This window comes from Nocardioides sp. YIM B13467 (assembly GCF_042788075.1).
Classification (GTDB): Bacteria; Actinomycetota; Actinomycetes; order Propionibacteriales; family Nocardioidaceae; genus Nocardioides.
The window spans coordinates 778,121-801,498 of sequence record NZ_JBHZPJ010000046.1 but is presented as its reverse complement, the minus strand read 5'-3'; the positions used below and the strand labels follow the sequence as shown (position 1 = coordinate 801,498).

20 protein-coding genes are annotated in these 23,378 nt (G+C 68.4%); 13 read left to right on the top strand and 7 right to left on the bottom strand.

The annotated features are described in order from the left end of the window. Positions 1-89 precede the first annotated feature (89 nt). The 3 genes from rimO (at position 90) to ACFX43_RS10970 (ending at position 4,243) form a co-directional block, all read left to right on the top strand. Positions 90-1,517 carry a 30S ribosomal protein S12 methylthiotransferase RimO gene (rimO, locus tag ACFX43_RS10980; RefSeq protein WP_378840839.1) on the top strand — a complete coding sequence of 476 codons (1,428 nt, stop codon included), beginning with the start codon at positions 90-92 and terminating at the stop codon, positions 1,515-1,517. Positions 1,518-1,527: 10 nt separating this feature from the next. Continuing rightward, a complete protein-coding gene (gene pgsA / locus ACFX43_RS10975) occupies positions 1,528-2,151 on the top strand; it encodes a CDP-diacylglycerol--glycerol-3-phosphate 3-phosphatidyltransferase (RefSeq protein WP_378820548.1) in 624 nt (207 codons plus the stop codon). 154 nt (positions 2,152-2,305) lie between these two features. Then, positions 2,306-4,243, top strand: coding sequence for an ExeM/NucH family extracellular endonuclease (locus ACFX43_RS10970; protein ID WP_378820546.1), 1,938 nt, complete (start codon positions 2,306-2,308; stop codon positions 4,241-4,243). A 12-nt stretch (positions 4,244-4,255) separates the two neighbouring features. Here the strand turns inward: ACFX43_RS10970 and ACFX43_RS10965 are convergent, their stop codons facing one another. From ACFX43_RS10965 to ACFX43_RS10955, 3 genes are all read right to left on the bottom strand, one after another. Continuing rightward, positions 4,256-5,032 carry an ABC transporter permease subunit gene (locus ACFX43_RS10965; RefSeq protein ID WP_378820543.1) on the bottom strand — a complete coding sequence of 259 codons (777 nt, stop codon included), beginning with the start codon at positions 5,030-5,032 and terminating at the stop codon, positions 4,256-4,258. Further along, a complete protein-coding gene (locus ACFX43_RS10960; RefSeq protein ID WP_378820540.1) occupies positions 5,029-5,757 on the bottom strand; it encodes an ABC transporter ATP-binding protein in 729 nt (242 codons plus the stop codon). The genes ACFX43_RS10965 and ACFX43_RS10960 overlap by 4 nt, the downstream gene beginning before the upstream one ends. Before the next feature lie 98 nt (positions 5,758-5,855). Further along, positions 5,856-7,199 carry an LCP family protein gene (locus ACFX43_RS10955; protein WP_378820537.1) on the bottom strand — a complete coding sequence of 448 codons (1,344 nt, stop codon included), beginning with the start codon at positions 7,197-7,199 and terminating at the stop codon, positions 5,856-5,858. Between the two features lie 113 nt (positions 7,200-7,312). Here ACFX43_RS10955 and ACFX43_RS10950 point away from each other — a divergent pair, with 113 nt between their 5' ends. The 8 genes from ACFX43_RS10950 to ACFX43_RS10915 all read left to right on the top strand — a co-directional run bounded on the left by ACFX43_RS10950 (position 7,313) and on the right by ACFX43_RS10915 (position 17,905). Next, the gene (locus ACFX43_RS10950) at positions 7,313-8,833 is read left to right on the top strand and encodes an LCP family protein (protein WP_378820534.1); all 1,521 of its coding nucleotides are present in this window, start codon (positions 7,313-7,315) and stop codon (positions 8,831-8,833) included. 74 nt (positions 8,834-8,907) lie between these two features. After that, on the top strand, positions 8,908-9,843 hold the full coding sequence (locus ACFX43_RS10945; RefSeq protein WP_355224093.1) for a glycosyltransferase: 936 nt from the start codon (positions 8,908-8,910) through the stop codon (positions 9,841-9,843). Next, positions 9,840-10,742, top strand: a complete 903-nt coding sequence (locus tag ACFX43_RS10940; RefSeq protein ID WP_378820532.1) for a glycosyltransferase — start codon at positions 9,840-9,842, stop codon at positions 10,740-10,742. Before ACFX43_RS10945 ends, ACFX43_RS10940 begins: the two co-directional genes overlap by 4 nt. Positions 10,743-10,779: 37 nt before the next feature. After that, entirely contained in the window at positions 10,780-11,973 is a 1,194-nt protein-coding gene (glf, locus tag ACFX43_RS10935; RefSeq protein ID WP_378820529.1) for a UDP-galactopyranose mutase, read from the top strand. Further along, positions 11,970-13,985, top strand: a complete 2,016-nt coding sequence (locus tag ACFX43_RS10930; protein ID WP_378820527.1) for a glycosyltransferase — start codon at positions 11,970-11,972, stop codon at positions 13,983-13,985. Before glf ends, ACFX43_RS10930 begins: the two co-directional genes overlap by 4 nt. Next, positions 13,969-14,868, top strand: coding sequence for an ABC transporter permease (locus ACFX43_RS10925; protein WP_378820524.1), 900 nt, complete (start codon positions 13,969-13,971; stop codon positions 14,866-14,868). The genes ACFX43_RS10930 and ACFX43_RS10925 overlap by 17 nt, the downstream gene beginning before the upstream one ends. Then, positions 14,865-15,662, top strand: coding sequence for an ABC transporter ATP-binding protein (locus tag ACFX43_RS10920; protein WP_378820521.1), 798 nt, complete (start codon positions 14,865-14,867; stop codon positions 15,660-15,662). The genes ACFX43_RS10925 and ACFX43_RS10920 overlap by 4 nt, the downstream gene beginning before the upstream one ends. Positions 15,663-15,784: 122 nt before the next feature. Further along, entirely contained in the window at positions 15,785-17,905 is a 2,121-nt protein-coding gene (locus tag ACFX43_RS10915; protein ID WP_378820518.1) for an N-acetylmuramoyl-L-alanine amidase, read from the top strand. Positions 17,906-17,913: 8 nt separating this feature from the next. On the opposite strand, the gene ACFX43_RS10910 is transcribed toward ACFX43_RS10915, so the two are convergent. Continuing rightward, entirely contained in the window at positions 17,914-18,645 is a 732-nt protein-coding gene (locus ACFX43_RS10910; RefSeq protein WP_378820515.1) for a TIGR03089 family protein, read from the bottom strand. A 23-nt stretch (positions 18,646-18,668) separates the two neighbouring features. Between ACFX43_RS10910 and ACFX43_RS10905 the strand changes: the two genes are divergently transcribed. Next, positions 18,669-19,745, top strand: a complete 1,077-nt coding sequence (locus ACFX43_RS10905) for a mannose-1-phosphate guanylyltransferase (protein ID WP_378820513.1) — start codon at positions 18,669-18,671, stop codon at positions 19,743-19,745. An 83-nt stretch (positions 19,746-19,828) separates the two neighbouring features. Here ACFX43_RS10905 and ACFX43_RS10900 read toward each other — a convergent pair whose 3' ends face one another. Genes ACFX43_RS10900 through cofD form a run of 3 tightly spaced genes read right to left on the bottom strand, consistent with a single transcriptional unit; the run spans position 19,829 to position 22,652 of the window. Beyond that, the gene (locus tag ACFX43_RS10900) at positions 19,829-20,611 is read right to left on the bottom strand and encodes a DUF3105 domain-containing protein (protein WP_378820511.1); all 783 of its coding nucleotides are present in this window, start codon (positions 20,609-20,611) and stop codon (positions 19,829-19,831) included. Between the two features lie 41 nt (positions 20,612-20,652). Next, the gene (cofE, locus tag ACFX43_RS10895) at positions 20,653-21,618 is read right to left on the bottom strand and encodes a coenzyme F420-0:L-glutamate ligase (RefSeq protein ID WP_378820508.1); all 966 of its coding nucleotides are present in this window, start codon (positions 21,616-21,618) and stop codon (positions 20,653-20,655) included. Positions 21,619-21,638: 20 nt separating this feature from the next. Further along, positions 21,639-22,652, bottom strand: a complete 1,014-nt coding sequence (gene cofD / locus ACFX43_RS10890) for a 2-phospho-L-lactate transferase (RefSeq protein ID WP_378820505.1) — start codon at positions 22,650-22,652, stop codon at positions 21,639-21,641. A 353-nt stretch (positions 22,653-23,005) separates the two neighbouring features. Here cofD and ACFX43_RS10885 point away from each other — a divergent pair, with 353 nt between their 5' ends. Continuing rightward, a complete protein-coding gene (locus ACFX43_RS10885) occupies positions 23,006-23,260 on the top strand; it encodes a WhiB family transcriptional regulator (protein ID WP_008361238.1) in 255 nt (84 codons plus the stop codon). Positions 23,261-23,378: the final 118 nt, after the last annotated feature.

The window sequence follows — 23,378 nt, the reverse complement described above, 5'->3', positions numbered from 1 at the left end:
TGTGCCCGTCATACTTCACGGTGATGAGCACTGCCACCGAACCCTCCGCCGAGACCGCGCCGACCGACCAGCAGGCTGACCAGCCACTCGTGTCCGTCGCCATGGTGACCCTCGGGTGCACCCGCAACGAGGTGGACTCCGAGGAGCTCGCCGGCCGGCTGACGGCGGGAGGCTTCCGCCTGGTCGCCGACCCGGACGAGGCCGACACCGTGGTCGTCAACACCTGCGGCTTCGTCGAGCAGGCGAAGAAGGACTCGGTCGACACGCTGCTCGAGGCCGCCGACCTCAAGGAGACGGGCAAGGCGCAGGCCGTCGTCGCGGTCGGCTGCATGGCCGAGCGCTACGGCAAGGACCTGGCCGCCGAGCTCCCCGAGGCCGACGCGGTGCTCGGTTTCGACGACTACCCCGACATCGCCGCCAAGCTCCGCTCCATCCTCAGCGGCGAGGCCCACCACCCGCACACCCCGCAGGACCGGCGCCTGCTGCTCCCGATCTCCCCGGTCGAGCGCGACGCCTCGGCCATCTCGGTCCCCGGCATGGCCGCCGTCGACCAGGTGCCCGGTTTCGCGGGACGTACCCGCCTAGATGACGCCCCGTGGGCGCCGCTGAAGCTCGCCAGCGGCTGCGACCGGCGCTGCACCTTCTGCGCGATCCCGCAGTTCCGCGGCTCGTTCGTGTCGCGGCGCCCCTCCGACGTGCTCCACGAGGGCCAGTGGCTGGCCCAGCAGGGGGTCAAGGAGCTCTTCCTGGTCTCGGAGAACTCCACCTCCTACGGCAAGGACCTCGGCGACATCCGGCTGCTCGAGACGCTCCTGCCGGAGCTGGCCGCCATCGACGGCATCGAGCGCGTACGCGTCTCCTACCTGCAGCCCGCCGAGACCCGGCCCGACCTGCTGAAGGTCATCGCCACCACGCCCGGCGTGACGCCCTACTTCGACCTGAGCTTCCAGCACGCCTCCAACGCCGTCCTTCGCCGGATGAAGCGGTTCGGCGACCCGGAGAGCTTCCTCGGCCTGCTCGAGCAGATCCGCGGCTACGCTCCCGAGGCCGGGGTGCGCTCCAACGTCATCGTCGGCTTCCCGGGTGAGACCGAGGAGGACCTCGAGATCCTGACCGACTTCCTGGTCGCCGCGCGCATGGACGTCACCGGCGTCTTCGGCTACTCCGACGAGGAGGGCACCGAGGCCGCCGGCTTCGACGAGTCGCTCAAGCTGGACGCAGACGAGATCCGCGCCCGCGTCGAGCACGTCAACGAGCTCGTCGAGGAGCTCACCGCCCAGCGCGCCGAGGAGCGGATCGGCGAGCAGGTCATCGTGCTCGTCGAGGAGGTCGAGGACGGCGAGATCACTTCGACAAGCTCAGCACATCGCCTCGGCCGGGCCGCTCACCAGGGGCCCGAGGTCGACGGGATGACCTCCCTCGAAGGAGACGTCGAGGGCGTACGTCCGGGCGACCTCGTGAACGCGACCGTCATCGCCTCCGAAGGCGTTGACCTGGTCGCGTCGGTGAACGGTTAAGGTGCAGCCCGTGAACGAGACGACGGCCGAGAAGACCAGCAACTGGAACGTACCCAACGCGCTGACCACGCTGCGGATCCTCGCCGTGCCGTTCTTCGCGTGGGCGCTGCTGGCGGACGGCGGCGACAACCCGACGCTGCGCTGGGTCTCCTTCGTGATCTTCGCGCTGGCGATGATCACCGACAAGATCGACGGCGACCTGGCTCGCAAGCACAACCTGATCACCGACTTCGGCAAGATCGCCGACCCGATCGCCGACAAGGCGGTCACCGGCATGGCCTTCATCGGCCTCTCGATCGTCGGGGACATCTGGTGGTGGGTGACGATCATCGTGCTGCTGCGTGAGTGGAGCGTCACGTTGCTGCGCCTCTCGGTGCTCAAGAAGATCGTGATCGCCGCCGACCAGCTCGGCAAGATCAAGACCACGGTGCAGGCGGTCGCCCTCGGCGGCCTGCTGCTTCCGCTCCCGCACGGTTCGGCCCACGGCGGTGCCTTCGGTGACGCCCTGGTCTGGGAGCTCCTCTTCTACGCCTTCCAGATCTGCCTCGCGGTCGCGGTCGCGCTGACGATGTGGTCGGGTGCGCAGTTCTTCCACGGCGTGTGGAAGCAGCGCGCCGCGCTCCGCTCCTCGTAGTTCTCCAATTTCGGGTAGTTGTAACTCCGTTACCGGACGTTCATCCAAGATCCCCGCCGCGAGGGCGTACGCCGCGTTATGGTCGCGTGGTTTCGGTCGGTGCTGAATCGGGCAGACCGCCCATCGCCTTCTACTTCCATGCGGGGAGTCATCCATGTTCTCAGCACGTCAGGTGCTCGGTTCGGTGGTCGGCCTGACGGCCGCCGTCGCCGGCATCGGAGCGGTCGCCATCCCGACCGCGCGCGCCGCCACGACGGCCGAGGCCGTCGCCATCGCCGACATCCAGGGCACCGGCACCGCCAGCCCGCTCGTCGGACAGACCGTCACGACCAGCGGCATCGTCACCGCGGCCTACCCCTCGGGCGGCTTCTTCGGCTTCTACCTCCAGACCCCGGGCACGGGCGGGTCGCTCGACCTCGGGTCCCACGACGCCTCCGACGCGGTCTTCGTCTACCAGCCCCGCTCGGCGGGTGCCGTCACGGTCAAGCCGGGCGACGCGGTGACCGTGACCGGTGCGGTCACCGAGTACGCCGGGCTGACCGAGATCTCGGTGCCCACGGCCGCCGACATCGTCACCGACGGCACCGGGTCGATCGACCCGGTCGTGTCGCAGTGGCCGGCGACCGCCGCGCAGAAGGAGTCGCTGGAGGGCATGCTCGTCGCGCCCCAGGGCGACATCACGGTGAGCAACACCTACGGGGTCGAGAACTTCGGTGAGCTCGGTCTCGCCCAGGGCGACCACCCGCTGCTCCAGCCGACCGAGGTGGCCCGTCCCGGATCGGCCGAGGCCGAGGCCGTCGAGGCCGACAACGCCGCTCGCGGGATCGTGCTCGACGACGGCTCCTCGACCACGCTGCGCCCGCCGACGAGCCGGACGATCCCCTATGTCTCCAACACCGCGCCCGTCGTGGTCGGTGCCTCCGTCGACTTCCGCGGCCCGGTGATCCTCTCCGAGGGCGGCTCGCCCTCTGCGCCGACCTACCGCCTCCAGCCGACCCAGGTCGCCACCGCCGACCCGGCGTCGTGGCCGGCCGACTTCGAGGACGTACGCACCGACGCTCCCGACGAGCGCAAGATCGGCCGCCGTGCCGACGTGAAGATCGCCTCCTTCAACGTGCTCAACTACTTCACCACGCTCGGCGACGCCGACGACGACAACGTCGGTGACGGCGGCTGCACCGCCTACAAGGACCGTGCCGGCGACGGCAACAACGTCAGCGGCGGCTGCGACCAGCGCGGCGCCTGGGACCCGGCCGACTTCGGTCGCCAGCAGTCGAAGATCGTCTCGGCGATCAACGCGCTCGACGCCGACGTCGTCGGCCTGATGGAGATCGAGAACTCCGCCCGCCTGGGCGAGACCCCGGACGAGGCGACCAACTCGCTGGTCGCCGCGCTCAACGCGGCCGCCGGGCGCAAGGTCTGGACGGCCAACCCGTCCTCGGCCGAGCTGCCCGATGCATCGGGCGCCGACGTGATCACCAACGCGATCATCTACAAGCGCTCGGCCGTACGCCGCATCGGTGAGGCCCGTGCGTTGGGCGACCAGAGCGGCGACGACCAGGCCTTCGGCAACGCCCGTGAGCCCATCGGCCAGATCTTCAAGCCCGCCGACGGCGGCGCGCCGTTCTTCTTCGTGGTCAACCACTTCAAGTCGAAGGGCTCGCCCGGCCCGTGGCCGGGCGACGGCGACACCGGCGACGGCCAGGGTGCCTCCAACGAGTCGCGGGTTCGCCAGGCCACCGCGCTGGTCTCCTGGGTCTCCTCGATCCGTTCCCAGACCGGGGTCGCCGACGTCGCGCTCGCCGGCGACTTCAACTCCTACACCCAGGAGGACCCGATGCAGGTCCTCTACCAGGCCGGCTATGCCGACTCCGAGACGCTCAGCGGCAACGACGAGTACAGCTACTCCTTCTCGGGTCTCGCCGGATCGCTCGACCACGTGCTGCTCAACCGGCACGCCCAGCGCCGCTTCACCGGCTCGGACATCTGGGGGATCAACTCTGGTGAGTCCCTGCTGATGGAGTACAGCCGCTACAACTACACCGGTGTCGACCTGCACACCGACTCNGGGCTCGTGAGCGAGGCCCGCTAGCAGGCGGAGGCCTCAGGCGTCGCGCCGGCGGAACACCAGGAAGCCGGCCAGCAGGGTGGCCACGGACCAGGCGGTGAAGAGCCCGAGCCCGCCGTCGCGGCCGTAGGGGAGTCCGTCGGAGAGCCCGAAGAGGGTGGCGATCCCGATGCCGAGGTATTCCGTGCCGGCCGTTCCCGGCAGGTAGTAGGAGACGTCGGTCATCAGGTCCATCCCGCTCATCATCAGCACCATCGGCAGCAGGAAGAGCACCAGGAACGCCACGACCAGTGCCCCGGCGGTGCTGCGCAGACCGACGGCGAGCCCGATGGCCAGCGCGACGACCACGCCCATGTAGACGCTGATCTTGCCGGCCACCTCGGCCACCGAGGCGACGTCGAAGACGCCGTAGTCGCCCGCCGTCAGGTAGCCGAGACCGGCGCCCAGGACGGCGAGGAGCGCTCCGGCGACCAGCGCGACGACCTCGACGACGACGAGCTTCGCGACCAGCACCCGGCCGCGCCGGGGCTCGCACTGCAGGGTCGTACGCATGCTGCCGGAGGCGTACTCCGAGGTCACAGTCAGCAGGGCCAGCGCGATCAGCGCGAACTGGGTGAACAGCAGCCCCGCGGCGGCGACCTCCTCGACATGGAGCAGCTGGTCGGCGTGGGACAGCTCCGGGTTGGGCTCGGCGGCGTCGAAGCCCAGCGGGACCGAGTAGAGCGCCATCAGCGCGGCCGCGCCGATCAGGCACCACCAGGTCGAGCGGACCGACCAGAGCTTGGTCCATTCCGATGCGATGGCGGCGATCACGAGGCCACCTCCGTCCCGGAGTACTCCACGCTCGACGCGGTCAGCCGGAAGTACGCCTCTTCGAGCGACTGGTGCCCGGCGAGGAACGCGCTCATCGGAGCGTCCGCGAGCAGCCGTCCACGCCCCATCACGACCAGGTGGTCGGCGGTCTGCTGCATCTCGCTCATCAGGTGGCTGGAGACGAGGACCGTACGCCCCTCCGCGGCGAGCGACCTCAGCAGCTTCCGGATCCACATCACCCCGTCGGGATCGAGCCCGTTGACCGGCTCGTCGAAGAGCATCACCCGCGGATCGCCGAGCAGCACCCCCGCGATCCCGAGCCGCTGGCTCATCCCGAGCGACAGGCTGCCGGCCCGCCGCCGGGCGACACCGGCGAGACCGACGCGCTCGAGCACCTCGTCGACCCGGGCCACCGGGATCGAGTTGCTCCGCGCCATCGCCACCAGATGCGTACGCACCCGGCGACCGGGGTGCACCGCCTTGGCGTCCAGCAGCGCCCCGACCTCACGCAGCGGGCGCCGCAGCGAGGCGTACGGACGGCCGTCGATCGTGGCGCTCCCCGACGTCGGCCGGTCCAGGCCGAGGATCATCCGCATGGTCGTGGACTTCCCGGCGCCGTTGGGGCCGAGGAAGCCGGTGACCCGGCCGGGCTGTATCTGCAGGGTGAGATCGTCGACCGCGGTGGTCGCGCCGTATCTCTTGGTCAGGTGGTCCAGAGTGATCATGCCTCGAACCTAGGGACGTACGCGGCCGGGCACAGTGGACGAAAAGCAGCCGTCCCTACCGACGAAGGTCAGTAGGGACGGCTGTGAGGAGGCGGGAGCTATCCGGTGACGCTCTTCGGCAGGCCGGTCGGCGTGCAGAGGTCGGCGGGGATGTCGTCGACCGTGTCCTCCTTGATGTGACCGAACATCGTCAGCGCACGTTCCCGATCCCACTGGGTGCTCATGCCCACGATCGGGACACCGCAGGTCATCGCGGAGCCGCCGGCGAGAGCCTTGAAGGCCCAGGCGAACTTCGCGCCGCCGATGACGCTCATACCCTTGCCGACCTTGAGGCCCTCGGCGCCCTTGCCCATCTCGGCGAGCTTGAACGGGTTGAGCACGGTGGCCGGGTTGGTCATCTTCTTCCCGATACCGGAGATGACCTCGGTCTGGTTGACGCCTCGCGCCAGGTCTCCGGTGCTCTCCACGTGACGTGAACGCGCGTAGGCCAGAGCGGTCGCGCCGTCGGCCTCCTGGCAGCCCTTCTCGATGTCCAACCCGGCAAGCGGGTCCTTCATGTCCTGCTTCGGGCAGATCTCGACGCCGCCGACACCGTCGACCAGCCGGGCGAGGCCGCCCATGCCGATCTCGACGTAGCCGTCGATGCGTACGCCGGTGTTCTGCTCGATCGTCTGGGTCAGCAGCTCGGGACCGCCGTAGGCGAAGGCCGCGTTGATCTTGGTCGTGCCGTGACCGGGGACGTCCACCGGCGAGTCCCGCGGGATGGTGACCACGATCGTCTTGCCGGCACCGGTGTGCAGCAGCTTGATGGTGTCCGTGCGGCTGCCGGCCGCATCGCCGGTGTGCAGCTTCTTCTTCTCCTCGGCGGTCAGGCCCTCGCGGGAGTCGCTGGCGACGATGAGGTACGTCGTGCCGGGCTGGTCCGCGGGCCGCTCGCCCGCGGTCGGCTCGTAGGGGACCTTGTCGACCTTGTTCCAGGCGCTGATGCCGATCCAGGCGACCGCGCCGACCAGGATCAGCACCGGGATCATCACGATGGCGACGAACCGGCGGAACGGGTGGCGCTTCTTGGGCTTGGGCTGACGGCCCCCGCGACCGCCGTAACCGTCGCCCGGACCCCCATAGCCGCCGTTGCCACCGTTGCCGCCGTACTCGCTCGGCTGGCTCCAGTCCTGGTTGTAGCCCTGGTCGTAGCCCTGGTTGCCATACCCGCCCTGTTGCCCAGGGGTCGGCGCGATCTGCCCCGGCTGGGGCAGCGGCCGGTCATAGCCGCCACGCGGCGGCGCCGGAGGCGGCGCGCCGCCGGACGGGCGCCGGACGGTGGGCATGACGTTGGTGGGCTCGGGCCCCGAGGGCTGAGCATGCTGGCCATTGCCGTACGCCCAGCCGTACTGCTGCGACCGGGGATCGTTGGGGCTGCCAGGGTTGCGGGGGTTTGGCATGCGCTCAAAGGTACCGTGCCGGCCCGCTAAAGTTAGTCGGCGCGTCGCACCACTCTGTTACTCGTGTGACTGGTGATACTGGCGGTGCAAACTCATCACTCGAGGGACCCCAGATGGCTGAGCAGAACTACCGGCCCCAGCGTACGGCCGCCGAGCGCGCCTCCCGCGTGCGGTTCCGTCGCGCCATGGCGTTGCTGCTGATCACGCTGCTCCTGCCGGGGTCCGCCCAGCTCGTCGCCGGCAACCGCCGCGTCGGCCGGATCGCGATCTGGACCGTGATCGGTCTCGCGGTCACCACCGGGCTGGTCTTCCTGATCTCCCTGCTGTGGCACGGCCTGATCTTCCGGCTCGGCACGACGCCGTGGCTGCTGGGCCTGTTCCGCATCGCGCTCATCGCCGGCGCCATCGCCTGGGCCGGGCTCTTCATCGACGCCTGGCGCCTGGGCCGCCCGCTCGAGCTCGACCTCAAGCAGCGCCGCATCGTGGTCGCGATCAACGGCGCGCTGGCCTTCTCGGTGGCCGCGACCCTGATCTTCGGCGCCCACCTGGTCGGCGTCCACAAGGGCATGGTCGAGGCGATCTTCGCCGGCGCCGAGGCCGCCGAGGCCCACAACGGCCGCTTCAACGTCCTGCTCGCCGGCGCCGACTCCGACGGCGGCAAGACCCGCTGGGGCCTGCGTCCCGACTCGCTCACGGTCGCCTCCATCGACGCCGTGACCGGACGTACGGTGCTCATCGGCCTGCCCCGCAACATGCAGAACTTCACCTTCGACGACGGCTCACCGATGGACGAGGAGTTTCCGCGCGGTTTCGACTGCGACGGCTGCTACCTCAACGGCGTGAGCACCTGGGCCGGTGAGCACAAGGAGCTCTACAAGGGCGAGAAGGACCCCGGGATGGCCGCCACCGTGGACGCCGTCGAGGGCATCACCGACCTGCAGATCAGCTACTACGCGATCGTCGACCTCAACGGCTTCGAGGAGATCGTGGACGCCATCGGGGGAGTCACCCTGAAGGTTCGCCAGCCGATCCCGGTCGGCCTCCCCTCCGACAGCTTCTACACCCACATCCAGCCCGGCACGAAGAAGCTCGACGGCTGGGAGACCCTCTGGTACGCCCGGGCCCGCCACGACTCCGACGACTACTCCCGGATGGCCCGCCAGAAGTGCGTCCTGAACGCGATCCTGCAGCAGACCAGCCCCGCCGACGTCGTACGCCACTACCAGGACGTCGCGAAGGCGACCGGCTCCACGATCACCACCTCGGTCCCGCCGAGCGAGATCGAGCGGTTCTCGGCGCTGGCGCTGAAGGCGAAGTCGCAGAAGATCTCGACGCTGTCGCTGGTGCCTCCGCTGGTCAACACCGCCGACCCGGACATGTCCGAGATCCACGCCGAGGTGCGCAGGGCGGTGAAGAAGGCCACCCCGAAGAAGGAGGAGGTCTTCAAGTCGCCCGGCACCGGCGACGACGGCGAGACCAAGGCGCCCACGCAGAAGGCCGAGGGCAAGCCCAAGGCGGGCGGCGACTCCGAGGCCGGCTCCGACAAGGGCGGCCCGGTCACCGGCGGTTCTCTGGGCTCGCGCAACAAGGGTTACCAGGCCAACGAGACCGACGACCTCGCCTCAGCGTGTTGAACAACGGGTTAAGCGCAGGTCACAGCGACTCGCTGATTCCCGGGATACCCCGCGGTCGCGGCTAGTCTGGATCCGTGCCAGGGAGCAATCGTGTCGCCGCGGTCGTGGTGACCTTCAACCGTCTCGAGCTGCTGCAGCGACTGCTGGAGCGGCTCGACGTGGTCGACGGCCTCGACGAGGTGATCGTCATCGACAACGCTTCCACCGACGGCACGTCGCAGTGGCTCGCCGAGCTCGACGGTGCCGAGGAGCCGGGTCAGCGTCAGGTGCCGGTGATCGCCCGCACCCTGCAGCGCAACAGCGGCGGCGCCGGTGGCTTCCACGACGGCCTCGAGATGGCGATCGAGCGCGGCGCCGACCTGGTCTGGCTGATGGACGACGACGGCCTGCCCGACACCGACTGCCTCGGGCTGCTGCTCAAGCAGACCGACCTCGACTTCTGGGGGCCGCTCGTCGTCGACGAGGGTGACCCCGGCCGCCTGGTGTTCCCGATCCGGCTCCCGGGCCGCTCCAAGGTCGTGCACCAGCTCGCCGACGTCGAGGCGGCCGCCACCGACGGCCTGATCAAGGACATCGTGATCCCGTTCAACGGGGTCCTGGTCACCCGGGACCTGGTGGAGAGGATCGGCTACCCCCGAGCGGAGTACTTCATCTGGGGCGACGACCACGAATACCGTCTCCGGGCCGAGAAGGCCGGGGCGCGGATCGCGACCGTCGTCGGCGCTCAGGTGCGCCATCCGTCCGTCGGTGATCTCGGCACCCCGATGGCGTGGGGGAGGGCGACGTACAACCACACGCCGAGCGACCTGAAGCACTACTGCATGGCGCGCAACAACCTGCTCAACCTGCGCGACTACCGAGGGTGGCCCTTCGCTTTGGCTTTCGTGGCGAAGACTCTATGGTTCTACCTGCTCACCAAGCCGCAGCCGAAGCGGATCCGGCTCTCTGCGCAGGCGTGGTGGGCTGCCATCCGGGGGGACTTCAGTGGACACGAGAGGTTCCTTCGTTGAGCACCACCCGTGAGACGGTCGCGATCGTCGTCGTCACCTACAACCGCGCCGACATGCTGCGCGGGCTGCTCGACGGGCTCACCAAGCTCGACCAGCCCGCAGACGCGGTGATCGTCGTCAACAACGCCTCCACCGATCACACCGCGCAGGTCCTCGCCGAGGCGATCACACCCAACCTGCAGGTCATCGACAGCCCGGAGAACCTCGGCGGCGCCGGTGGCTTCCACCTCGGCACCAAGGCCGCGGTCGAGCAGGGCTGGGACCGTCTCTACCTGATCGACGACGATGTCGTCCCGGCCCACGACTGCCTCGAGGTGCTGCTCGCCCAGGACGAGGACTGCCTCTTCTCCGTGCGTGAGGACAAGAACGGCAACCTGATCGAGCTGGCCGCGCTGAAGTTCGACCTGCGCAACCCGCTCGCGATCAAGCCCAAGACCGCCTCTGTCATGGACACCTACCCGACCCGCGACGCGCTTCCGGAGCGGGTGGCCGTGGAGAACGTTGCCTTCGAAGGCTTCATGATCCGCCGCACCGTCCTGGAGGAGATCGGGCTTCCCGATCCCACCTACTTCATCTTCTACGACGACGTGGATCTCGCGATCCGCGCCCGCCGCGCCGGCCGCACCATCTGGGCCGTACGCGACGCGGTGCTCGTGCGACAGCTCGACTTCAGCCAGCAGCACGACCTGGCCGGCTGGAAGGGCTTCTACATGTACCGCAACCTCTTCGTCGTCCACTTCCGCTACGGCGAGAACGTCCTCGTACGTCTCAAGCCCTGGCTCATCGCCGCGGCTGTGGTTCTCCTCAGCCCGCTGCGAGGCGGCAAGCACGAAGCCGTCAACGTGATCAAGGCCCTGCGCGCAGCGCGGGGCATGCGAACCCTGCCCACCTCCTCCTGACCGACCCCTTACCCACAGAGACCTAGACTGAGCGATCGTGTCCTTCCCTGAAACCACTCCTGACCTCGTCGTCGTCGGCTCCGGCCTCTTCGGCCTCACCATCGCCGAGCGCGCCGCCACCGAGCTGGACAAGAAGGTGCTCATCATCGAGCGCCGCCCACACATCGGTGGCAACGCCTACTCCGAGTTCGACGAGGAGACCGGCATCGAGGTGCACAAGTACGGCACCCACCTCTTCCACACCTCCAACGAGAAGGTGTGGGACTACGTGCGGAAGTTCACCGACTTCACCGACTACAAGCACAAGGTCTTCGGCAAGTACAAGGGGCAGGTCTACTCCCTGCCGATGAACCTCGCGCTGATCAACCAGTTCTTCGGGAAGTCGCACACCCCCGACGAGGCGCGCGCGCTGATCGCCGAGCAGGCCAGCGAGTTCAAGACCGAAGAGGCCCAGAACCTCGAGGAGAAGGCGATCTCGCTGATCGGCCGCCCGCTCTACGAGGCGTTCATCAAGGGCTACACCGCCAAGCAGTGGGAGAAGGACCCCAAGGAGCTGTCGCCCGACATCATCACGCGCCTCCCGGTCCGCTACACCTTCGACAACCGCTACTTCAACGACAAGTACGAGGGTCTCCCGGTCGACGGCTACACCGCGTGGCTGGAGCGGATGGCGGATCACCCGAACATCACGGTCATGCTCGACACCGACTTCTTCACCGTGGTCGACGACTACAAGGGCAAGGTCCCGATCGTCTACACCGGCCCGGTCGACGAGTACTTCGGCTTCTCCGCCGGCAAGCTCTCCTGGCGCACGGTGGACCTCGAGTCCGAGATCCTCGACGTCGACGACTACCAGGGCACCGGTGTGGTGAACGCCAACGACCCCGAGGTCCCGTTCACCCGTGAGCTGGAGTTCAAGCACCTCCACCCCGAGCGCGCCGACCGCTACAAGCCCGGCAAGACGATCGTGGTGAAGGAGTACAGCCGCTTCGCCCAGGAGGGCGACGAGCCGTACTACCCGATCAACACCGCCGACAACCGCGAGAAGATCCTGGTCTACCGCGACCTGGCCAAGAAGGAGCCGATGGTGCTCTTCGGTGGCCGCCTCGGCACCTACAAGTACCTCGACATGCACATGGCGATCGCGTCGGCGCTCACCATGTTCGAGAACAAGCTCCGTCCCCACTTCGAGGACGGCACCCCGCTCACCTCCGGAGGCGTTGACGAATGAGCGTGACCCGACTGCTCCAGCGGCAGATCCTGCCCCTGGACCGTGACTCCGACGTACTCCCGCTCTACGTCGACAACCAGGCTGCCATCCTCGACGCCGACAAGTACGAGGTCGGCTCCGACAAGACGGCCCAGGCGCTGAACAACGCCCAGATCCGCCAGTCGATCAACGACGGCACCCAGATCCACCCCGACCAGATCGAGTCGCGTACGGCGCTGCGGATCCTGAAGAGCGAGCGGCTCTCGCTCGGCACCTACTTCAACGCGTTCCCGGCCAGCTACTGGCGCCGGCACACCGTGGTCGACAGCGTGAAGCTGACCGTCGCCCTCCAGGGTCGCGGCGCGAGCGTCATCGTCTACAAGTCGATGGCCAACGGCCGCTCGCAGCGCGTCGACGCCGCGGACACCGGCACCAACCCCGAGGGCACCTTCACCTTCGACCTGCCGCTGAAGCCGTTCGTCGACGGTGGCTGGTACTGGTACGACATCGTCGCCTCCGACGAGGACGCCGTCATCACCTCGGCCGAGTGGACCGCGGAGGTCCCCGACGACCGCGCCGAGCACGGCACCGTCGACATCTGCGTCACCACCATGAACAAGCCCGACTTCTGCGCCAAGCTGCTCGCCCAGATGGGCGAGGACGAGGCGCTGCGCCCCTACCTCGACACCGTCTTCGTGATGGAGCAGGGCACCAAGAAGGTCGCCGACGACGTCGAGTTCCCCGCGGCCGAGAAGGCCCTGGGCGACCTGCTGCACATCATCGAGCAGGGCAACCTGGGCGGTTCCGGCGGCTATGCCCGTGGTCAGCTCGAGTCGCTGCGCAAGGGCACCGCGACGTACGCCCTGATGATGGACGACGACGTCGTCTGCGAGCCCGAGGGCATCATCCGCGCGATCACCTTCGGCGACCTCGCCAAGCGGCCGACCATCGTCGGTGGCCACATGTTCTCGCTCTACGCCAAGTCCCGCCTGCACTCCTACGGCGAGATCGTCCAGCCGTGGCGCTTCTGGTGGCAGTCGGCTCCCGGCGTCTACGGCGACTGGGACTTCGGCGCCCGCAACCTGCGCTCGACCCGCTGGCTGCACAAGCGCGTCGACGTGGACTTCAACGGCTGGTTCATGTGCCTGATCCCGCGCAAGGTGATCGAGGAGATCGGGCTCTCGCTGCCCGTCTTCATCAAGTGGGACGACTCCGAGTACGGCCTGCGCGCCAAGGCGGCCGGCTTCCCGACCGTGTCGTTCCCAGGTGCGGCCGTGTGGCACGTCCCGTGGACCGACAAGAACGACGCCCTCGACTGGCAGTCCTACTTCCACCAGCGCAACCGCTTCGTGGCCGCGCTGCTGCACTCGATCTACGACGACGGCGGCCGTATGGTCACCGAGTCGTTCTCCCACCAGATCAAGCACCTGGTCTCGATGCAGTACTCGACGGTTCTGCTGCGCCACCAGGCGCTGCTCGACGTGCTCGCCGGCCCCGAGAAGCTGCACGAGACCCTCGCGACCCAGCTTCCCGCCGTACGCGAGATGGTCAAGGACTACCCGGACGCGCAGCTCAAGGCCGACCGTGACGAGTTCCCGCCCGTGCGCCGCCACAAGCCGCCGCGCAAGGGCAAGGAGGACACCGAGGTCCCGACCAACCGCGAGGTCAAGCTGGCCGCGCTGAAGGCGCCGATCCGGCAGATCATGAAGCCGCGCAAGCTCTCCACGGAGTTCCCCGAGGCCGAGCTCGCCGCGATGGACAACCAGTGGTACCGGATCACCAAGTACGACAGCGCCATCGTGTCGATGAACGACCAGCAGGGTGCTGCCTTCTACCGCCGCGACAAGAAGCTCTTCAACCAGATGCTGAAGGACACCGTCAAGGTGCACCGCCGGCTCAAGCGCCAGTGGCCGAAGCTGGCCGAGGAGTACCGCTCCAAGCTGAGCGACTTCACCTCGCCCGAGGCCTGGGAGAAGACCTTCGAGCCGTGGAAGGCCGCTGAGGAGAAGGGGTCCGATGGCAACCGGAGTTGATGAACGCCCCGTACGGATCGTCGACGCGCCGCTGGCACCCCCGGCGGAGAACCTCGGTCTGCTCTCGGTCTTCAAGCGCCGCTACCTCCTCAAGCTGCTCGTGCAGCGGGAGATCAGCGGTCGCTACTCCAACTCGATCCTCGGCGTCTTCTGGTCCTACATCAACCCGTTGACGCAGTTCTGCGTCTACTGGATCTTCATGGGCAAGATCATGGGCGCGGACAAGGGGATGGACAACTACCCGGTCCACCTCTTCGCCGGCCTCGTCATCGTCCACTTCTTCACCGAGACCTTCGGGGCAGGGACCCGCTCCCTGCTCGGCAACAAGGGACTGCTGAAGAAGATGGCGATGCCGAAGGAGATGTTCCCGGTCGCCTCGATGCTGGTCTCGCTCTACCACCTCGTGCCGGCGACCCTGATCCTGGTGATCGTCTGCGTGTTCAGCGGATGGACGCCGACCTGGGAGACAGTTCCCTCGCTCCTGCTCGCGCTCGGCATCGTGATGGCACTGGGCACCGCCCTGGCGCTGGTCTTCAGCCTTGCCAACGTCTTCTTCCGCGACTTCGGCAGCGCGGTCAACATCCTGACCAACTACATCCGGTTCGGCGTACCGATGATGTACCCGTTCTCGATGATCGAGGAGGCTCTGGGCGACAAGTACTGGATCTACCTGCTCAACCCGATCTCGGACGCCGTGCTGCTCTTCCAGCAGGCTTTCTGGGTCGGGGTGACCGAGAACCCGGAGGCGACCGCCGCCAAGCACCTGCCCGACAATCTGTGGATGTGGGGTCTGGGGGCGTTCGGTGTCTCGCTGGTTCTGTTGGTGATCGCCCAGGTGATCTTCAGCAAGTACGAGAACAAGATTCCGGAGCGCCTGACATGACCGCCGACTCGATCGTGGTGGACGGAGTCACCAAGAACTTCACGCTCCGCTACCACCGCAGCATCAAGGACATCACCGTCGCCAAGATGAAGGGACGGGCGGTCTCCAACACCTTCAAGGCGCTGGACGACGTCACCTTCACGATCAAGCAGGGCGAGTCGGTCGGCCTGATGGGCCTCAACGGCTCAGGCAAGTCGACCCTGCTGAAGCTGATCAGCGGAGTGATGCGTCCCGACCACGGTGTCGTGAAGACGCGTGGCCAGATCGCCGGCCTGATCGCGACGGGTGCGGGCTTCCACCCGCAGCTGTCCGGCCGGGAGAACATCTTCCTCAACGCCGCGATCTACGGGCTCTCCGCCGAGGAGACCGCCGAGATCTACGACGACGTGGTGAACTTCGCCGAGCTCGGCGACCACCTCAACTCCCCGGTCGGCAACTACTCCTCGGGGCAGTACTCACGCCTGGGGTTCTCGGTCGCCGTCCACATCGACTCCGACATCTTCCTCGCCGACGAGGTCCTCGCCGTCGGTGACAAGCCCTTCAAGAAGAAGTGCATGGAGAAGATGGAGGAGATCCGCGACAGCGGCCGCACCGTGGTCTACGTCAGCCACGCCGCCGGCTCGGTCAAGCGGATGTGCGACCGCGTCATCTGCCTGGAGAAGGGCCGCCTGGTCTTCGACGGCGACGTCGACGAGGGCATCGAGTACCTCCACTACGGTGAGGACGACGCCAAGGGTTCGGCCAAGCTCAAGCAGCTCGAGGCAGCCGACAGCGCCCTTGGGGCCGAAGTCTGAGCTGAGCTCAGGGCGAGAGCCTGCGGGGAATTACAGATCTGTAGTTCCCCGCAGGCTCTTCCCACGTCTGTGGCTGATGTGAAAGATGTTCCCTGGTGTTACGGAACCAGGGGGATCCATACGTGCATTCGCAGGCCGGAGAAGAGCAGTCGAGCGACGTCGAGCGCGCTCGGTCGCGCTATGTCGCCTCGACCCAGCAGCTGCTCGTGCTCGGGTTCGTCCTGGCCGCGCTGGTCCCGGCGAGCACCGTCGTCGACCTGAAGGTGGTCCGACCCGGCGAGGTTCCCGTCTCCGGGAGCCAGGTGGCGGCGCCGTCAGCGGCGCAGGTGCCCTCCGACCCGGTCGACGCCCACCTCGAGGAGATCTCGCTGACCGCCCCGTCCGGGCACGGCGTGGCCGGACGGATCACCGCCGAGGCCAATAAGGCCACCTCTGCGGGCGATGCGGTGACCGTCACCAGTCTGCCGCAGCCGGTGGACGGCTTCGGGACCGTCGGACTCACCTGGGCGCCCGGCGCGGTCGTCGCGGAGGAGGCGGTCGGGGCCGACGTACGCACGCTGGAGGACGGGACGTGGAGCGACTGGCAGGCGTTGGACGTCCACGTCGACGACCATGCTCCTGACCCGGACTCCGCGGAGGCCGACGGGTCGAGGCCGGGCACCATGGAGGCGGTCGTCGGCGAGGTCGACCAGGTGCAGACCCGGCTGCGGCTGAGCGGTGCCCAGGTGCCGGCCGATCTCAGGCTGGCGGTGATCACGCCTGGCAAGGCCGACGCGAGCCGCAGCGAGTCGCCCGAGATCGAGACCGGGGCTGATGACGCCCCGGAGCCGGCCGAGGCCGTCGAGGGCACCCAGAGCGCTGAGAAGGGGGAGGCGGCGACGCTGTCGGCGGCCGCGTACACCTCCAAGCCCAGCATCTACAGCCGTCGCCAGTGGGGCGCCGACGAGAGCGTGCGCGAGGCCGGCCCGCCCGACTACCACGAGGTCCGCGGTGGGTTCGTGCACCACACCGTCAACACCAACTCCTACACCAGGGACCAGGTGCCGGGGATCATCCGGAGCATCTACGCCTACCACGTGCAGAGCCGGGGCTGGCGCGACATCGGCTACAACTTCCTGGTCGACAAGTTCGGCCGGATCTGGGAGGGCCGCTACGGCGGCGTCGACCGCCCCGTCGTGGGTGCTCACACCTCGGGTCACAACAGCTACGGCTTCGGCGCCTCCGCGATCGGCAACTTCGACAACGTCGCACCTCCGACCGCGCTGGTGAACGCCTTCGGGACGCTGTTCGCGTGGAAGCTGTCGCTGCACGGTGTCCGCGGCAACAAGGGCTCCACCCGGATGGGCGACCGCACCTTCTCGCACGCGATCATGGGCCATCGCGACGCCGGCTCCACCGCGTGCCCGGGCCGCTACCTCTATGCCAAGCTGAGCACGATCCGCTCGCAGGCGGGCTCGAAGCAGGCGAGCTGGGCGGCGCGCGAGCTGCAGTCACAGATCAGCGGCCGCGGCTACCCGGACCTGGTCGCCCGGCGGTCCAGCGACCGGCGGATCGTCGTGATCCGCACCGACGGCAACGCCCGCTTCGGTACGCCACGGGCGACGAACCTGGTCGGCGGCACCTCGGCCACCTTGATGAACGCCGGTGACTGGGACCGCGACGGCGACGGCGACATCCTGATCCGCCACACCGACGGCACCATCCGGGTCAACCGCGGCAACGGCACCGAGGCGTTCGCCACCGGCGTCATCATCGGGCGCGGCTTCGAGTCCGTCTCGGTCATCGACGTGGTCAGCGACATCACCGGCGACGGCTGGCCCGACCTCGTGGGCAAGCACTCCTCCGGCGAGATCCGGGTCTGGCCCGGGCGCGGCACCAACGCCCTGGGCGCCTCCTACCGGATGCGCAGCGCGGTGAGCGGCTCGACCCAGGTCATCGGGGCCGGCCGCTTCTACGCCGACGATGGCTCGCCCGAGGTGGTCGTCAGGGTCTCGAGCAAGCTGCTGATCTTCCGCACCAACGGCCCCGGTGGCCTGACCACCTACTCCGACCCCGGGATCGACGCCAGTGTCTTCGACTTCATCCTCGCGACCAAGGACCTGCGCGGCGCCTCCACCGGCGGCGACCTGCTGCTGCGTCGCAAGTCCGACGGCATGTGGTTCGCCTACGAGCACAACCAGAGCGGCGGCTGGGACCGGAAGTCCCAGATGGGCGTCGTGCGGGGCTACGACCAGTTCGGCTGAGGGTCCGGCTAGTTCCTGGTCGGGCCCTGAGCCCGCTCGGACTCGGCCAGGGTTGTCAGCCGGTCCTCGGCAGCGTTGGTGACCAGCACCAGCGAGCCGCCGCCGGCGAGCAGCGAGGCCAGGAGCTCTGCGCCGGCCGGCGAGGCAGGGGGGTCGGTGGAGAGCAGCCGTACGGCCTTCCCGTCGCCTCCGAAGAGGTCAGCGTGGCTGGTCTCGACGCCGGCCCACGAGGTGGCCGCGTCGTCCGCCGCCGGCGGGTCCCAGGGGGTGAAGGCGTCCGGCTGTCCCCAGACCTCGATGCCGACGTCGTGCACGCCCTGGGGGAGCGGGTCGGCGAAACGTACGCCGAACGGCAGCAGCGAGCACGCCAGCGTCGGCCGCTTCCCGGCCCCGTCCGCCCAGGCGGGCAGCGTCTCGGGGCCGCAGACGACGGCGTCAGGGCCAGAGGAATCGGAACCGTCGGAGTCGGTCACCACGAGCCCGGTGTTCCAGGCGGCGCCGAGGAAGACGGTGGCCAGCCAGTGGGTGGGCAGGTCGATCCGGATGCTGTCCCCGCGCTCCAGCCCGTGCTCGTCGAGGAGGAGGCCGGAGGCCTTGGCCACCCAGTTGGCGTACGTCGTGGTCGACAGCTCCTGGCGCTCGCCGCTCGCTTCGTCGTAGAAGGTCACGAACGGACCGCCCGGGTCGGTCCGCAGGGCTTGGGCGAGGGTCTCGGAGTACGTCCGTGCAGAGCTGCTCACATCGAAACTCTAAGGTGTGCGGCATGACGTTCTGGGCAGTGATCCCCGCCGGCGGCGCCGGCACGCGGCTGTGGCCGCTCTCGCGGTCCTCGGAGCCGAAGTTCCTGCGCGACCTCACCGGCCACGGACGTACCCTCCTGCAGGAGACCTACGACCGCCTCGAGCCCGTCTCCGACGGCATCATGGTCGTGACCGGCGCGGTCCACGAGCGGGCGGTGTGCGAGCAGCTGCCCGAGGTGCCGCACGACGCGATCCTGGCCGAGCCGAGCGGGCGCGACTCGATGGCCGCGATCGGCCTGGCGGCGGCCTTCCTGGAGCGGCGTGACCCAGGGGCCGTGATGGGCTCCTTCGCGGCCGACCACGTGATCCGCAACGTCGACAACTTCCACGAGACCGTACGCAGCGCCGCGGCGATCGCCGCGGACGGCTGGCTGGTGACGATCGGGATCTCGCCGACCTTCGCCTCGACCGCGTTCGGCTACATCGCCGAGGGCAAGCCGTTGGACGGCCACCCGGGGGCCTACCTGGTCGACGAGTTCGTCGAGAAGCCGTCGGCGGAGGTCGCGGCCGGCTATCTCGCGACCGGCCGCTACCGCTGGAACGCCGGGATGTTCGTCGTCCGTCCCACGGTCCTCCTCGACCTGCTCGCGGAGTCGGACCCCGGCTTCACCGACCGGCTGCGGGCCATCGCCGCCGAGCCGTCGCGGCTCGAGGAGCTGTGGGAGACGCTGCCGAAGATCGCGGTCGACCACGCGGTCGCCGAGCCCGCTGCCGCCGCCGGCAAGGTCGCCACGGTGCCCGCCGACCTCGGCTGGGACGACATCGGCGACTTCGACTCGCTCGCGACGCTGCTCCAGGCCGCCGCCACCGCATCGCCCGAGGGCCCCACGATCCTCGGCGATGCCTCGCTCGTCCACGCCCTCGACTCCACCGGCCTGGTCGTGCCCCACTCGGGCCGCATGGTCGCCCTCATCGGTCTCGAGGACATCGTCGTCGTCGACACCGACGACGCCGTCCTGGTCACCACCCGCACGCATGCCCAGCAGGTCAAGAAGATCGTCGCCGCCCTCAAGGACTCCGACCGCACCGACCTCACCTGAGGCTGGGAGATCGACCAGGGGAAATGAGATGCGGCCGCCTGCCCGAAGGGAGACGGCCGCTTCGTACGTCCTGAGGGCCAGAATCACATGGCCTGGGCCTCGGGGCTGTCGGTGTAGGGGTACTTCTCCATGAAGTCCTTGATCGCCTCGCCGGAGACGCCCTCGCAGTACTGGAAGACGCCCTTCTGGGTGGACGCCTCGGTCGGGTTGGCGGCGTCGGCGTACCAGTGCGTCATCGCGATGTGGGTGCCCGAGGGGAACTCGGTCTTCTTGTCGCCGGCGACCGCGGTCTCCTTGGCGTCGGCAGCGGTCCACGGGGCCGCGATGAACTTGTAGCGGAAGTTGGAGGTGCCGGCGAACTTGTCACCGATCGCGCGCAGCTCGTCCTGCTCGTCCTCGGAGACGGTGTCGTCGTACCACACGATCGTGTAGCCGTGCTCGAGGTTGTGCACCAGAGCCTCGAGGTCGGGACGGTCCTCGGGGGTGTAGAACTTGCGCGACATGTCGGCCGGCGCGACGTTGGCCTCGTTCCAGTGAGGGCCGAATGCCGGGGGAGCAGTCGTATAGGTCTGCTCGGTGCCGGTGGCGATGTGGTTCTGGTTCCCGTCGGCCGCCATCTCGGTGACCTTCTGGCAGCCGGCCGCCTTGGCGCTCTTCCCGATGTCCGGCAGAGCGACGTCCTTGTACTCGCTGTCCTTGATGAAGCCGCTGATCGGCGTCCATGCGGCAGCGCCGACGATCACGACGGCGAAGGCGATGCAGACACCGATGATCGCCCAGCCTCGGACGCGCTCGGCGCGGCCCTGCTTCTTGCGGATGTCGTTGATGACCGCACGGCGGTCTTTGTTGAGCGACTTGTTGGCCACGGTTCGGCGTACCTCGGGTCTTTTGTCGGGACGCGCAGATTCTAGGTGGTCAGTGGTAGCAGAAGGGAAGTTGCCCCGTGATTATTCTCCTCGCGCTCGCATCGCCAGCCGTGGGCGAATGCCAGCGCGGCGATCACCGCGGGGTCGGCTCTGGCCACCCGAAGCCCGTCCCGGTGCGGGACGGGGGCGGTCCCGGTCACCTCCGCGACGGCCGCGGAGAGCTCCTCGACGCTTGCCGTGGCACCGAACGGAGCCTGGTCCTCGGCGGCACCCTTCAGGGCGCGTACGACGGCCTCCCTGGCCCCGAAGCCGAAGAAGTCCGATCCCTCGGGGCGGATGAGCGCGCTCGCTCCCGGCCCGTCGTCGCCCGGCTCGCGGACGAGGTCCGCCCGGCCGCGCAGGACCGCGAACGGCCGCGCGCCCAGCTTGCCCTGGGAGATCTCGGCCGCCGAGGCGATCTCGTCGACGACGGCGGGGGCGGTGACGACGAGATCGTTGCCGTAGGCGTCGACCTGGCCGGCGAAGCTCTCCAGCACCTCGAGGCCGGCGGCGCCGATGGCGATGTCGGTCTGTCCGTCGCGCCAGGCGCGTCCGGCGGTGTCGGTGATGATCACCCCGACGTTCGCGCCGGTGCGGTCACGGAACGTGGCGCGCAGGGCACGCGCGGAGGCGTCGGGGTCCAGGGGGAGCAGCACGATGTGACCGGCCTCGACGTTGGAGGCGTCGATCCCGGCGGCAGCCATCGTCAGCCCGAGCCGGCTGCGCACGATCTGGGTCGGCCCGCGTCGGGCCACCACCCGCGTCGTCTCGCCGGGGAGCGAATCGTCCCGGTTGCCCTCCCGCACCTGACCCTCGGCCTTGGAGACGACCTTCGAGGTGACCACGACGATGTCGCCGTCGATGAGAGGGGACTCCAGGGCGTCGAGGAGCAGGGCGGCGAGGTCGTCGCCCTTACGCACTTCGGGTACGCCGTCGGGGGCGGTGACGGTGATGCCCAGTCCGCTCATCGGCCCGCTCGTGGACCGCGTCATCGGGTGACCAGCTCGACCGCGGCGGCGGCGATGTCGGCGGTCGCGTCCTCGGAGGACATCCACAGCGGTACGGCGGCCGCCTTCAGCCCCGACTCGGCGAGCGAGGGGACCGCGGCGGCGTCGGTGGCGTCGACGAGCCAGCCGTCGAGGACCCCGCCCGAGCCCCGCGTCCCATAATGCAGACCGACTCCGGCGGCGGTCGCGTCGACGCCGATGGCGGCGAGCATCTGCTCGGCCATGCCGCGTACGTGATGACCGCCGATGATCGGCGAGATCCCCACCACGGGGGCCGAGGTGGCGACCAATCCCTCCCGGATCCCGGGTACGCCGAGGATGGTCCCGATCGAGACGACCGGGTTGGACGGGGGCACGATCACCAGGTCGGACTTCAGCAGCGCGTCCATCACCCCGGGGCCCGGCTTCGACTCGTCCTGCCCCACGAAGATCAGCTTCTCGACGGGAACGCCGGCCCGGAGGCGTACCCAGTATTCCTGGAAGTGAACGACCGAGAGTCCACTGGGTGAATTCTCGTCCTTGATCGCCACATGGGTCTCGACGCGGTCGTCGGTCATCGGCAGCAGCTGCACGCGGTCGCCCCATACAGGCTTCAGCCAGCGTTCGCACAACGCGGCGGTGACCTGCGACAACGGAAAGCCGGTCTCGAGCATCTGGGTGCGTACGAGATGCGTGGCGATATCGCGGTCGCCGAGCCCGAACCAGGTGCCGGGGACCTCGTAGGCCTCGAGCTCCTCCTTGATCGACCACGTCTCGGCCTTGCGGCCCCAGCCGCGCTCATGGTCGAATCCGTTGCCGAGGGTGTACATCACCGTGTCGAGGTCGGGGCAGACCTTGACGCCGTGCATCCACAGATCGTCGGCGGTATTGGCGATCACGGTGACCCGGGCATCTTCCTCAATGCCCGGGAGACGGCCGGCAGAGATGCCGTGGAGGAGCCCGGAGATGAACTTCGAACCACCATGGCCGCCGGAGAGAACGGTGATGTCACGCATGGCCCTAGCCTCTCAGACGGGGGCCAGCAACCCTGCTCCAGCCGGTGCGGAAAGCCTGTGTTAGAGCGGCCCTAGCAGATTTGAGGGTTGACTTGTGGCACCGACAGGCATGTAATTTCATCAGTGTGATTCGAAATTGAAACGGGGACCGATAGCGGTGGCGACAGCGCTTGAAAATCTCGGGAAGATTTCGGCAGGGAACTGCATCAAAGTGATGGCCTAGGCCGTAACAAGATGCAGTACCCGCAAAAAACGGGGGGATCGGTTACCTGCCGATGGCGTGAGGTGACTGGCCCAAGATGGGGTCACGGTCCCGAAAACAAGCTGAATAGGGTCGAAAGGTCGGAAAGACGATGAGAGAGCTGTTTCTCCTCGAGCCGGACACCGACGAAGGGGGCTGGCAGGAGCGCGCCCTGTGCGCGCAGACGGATCCGGAGGCGTTCTTCCCTGAAAAGGGTGGATCGACTCGGGAGGCCAAGAAGGTCTGCCAGACCTGCGAGGTGCGCCAGGACTGCCTTGAGTCTGCTCTGGGCAACGACGAGCGCTTCGGAATCTGGGGTGGACTCTCCGAGCGAGAGCGCCGCAAGCTGAAGAAGCGCGCAGTCTGAGGCAATACCAAGCACGAGCCAGCAAGGCCCGGACCATCATGGTCTGGGCCTGCTGATCTTTTCCGGACAAATACCTGCGGGGGCGTGGCCGATCGCTCGACAGGTCCATTCGGTCTAT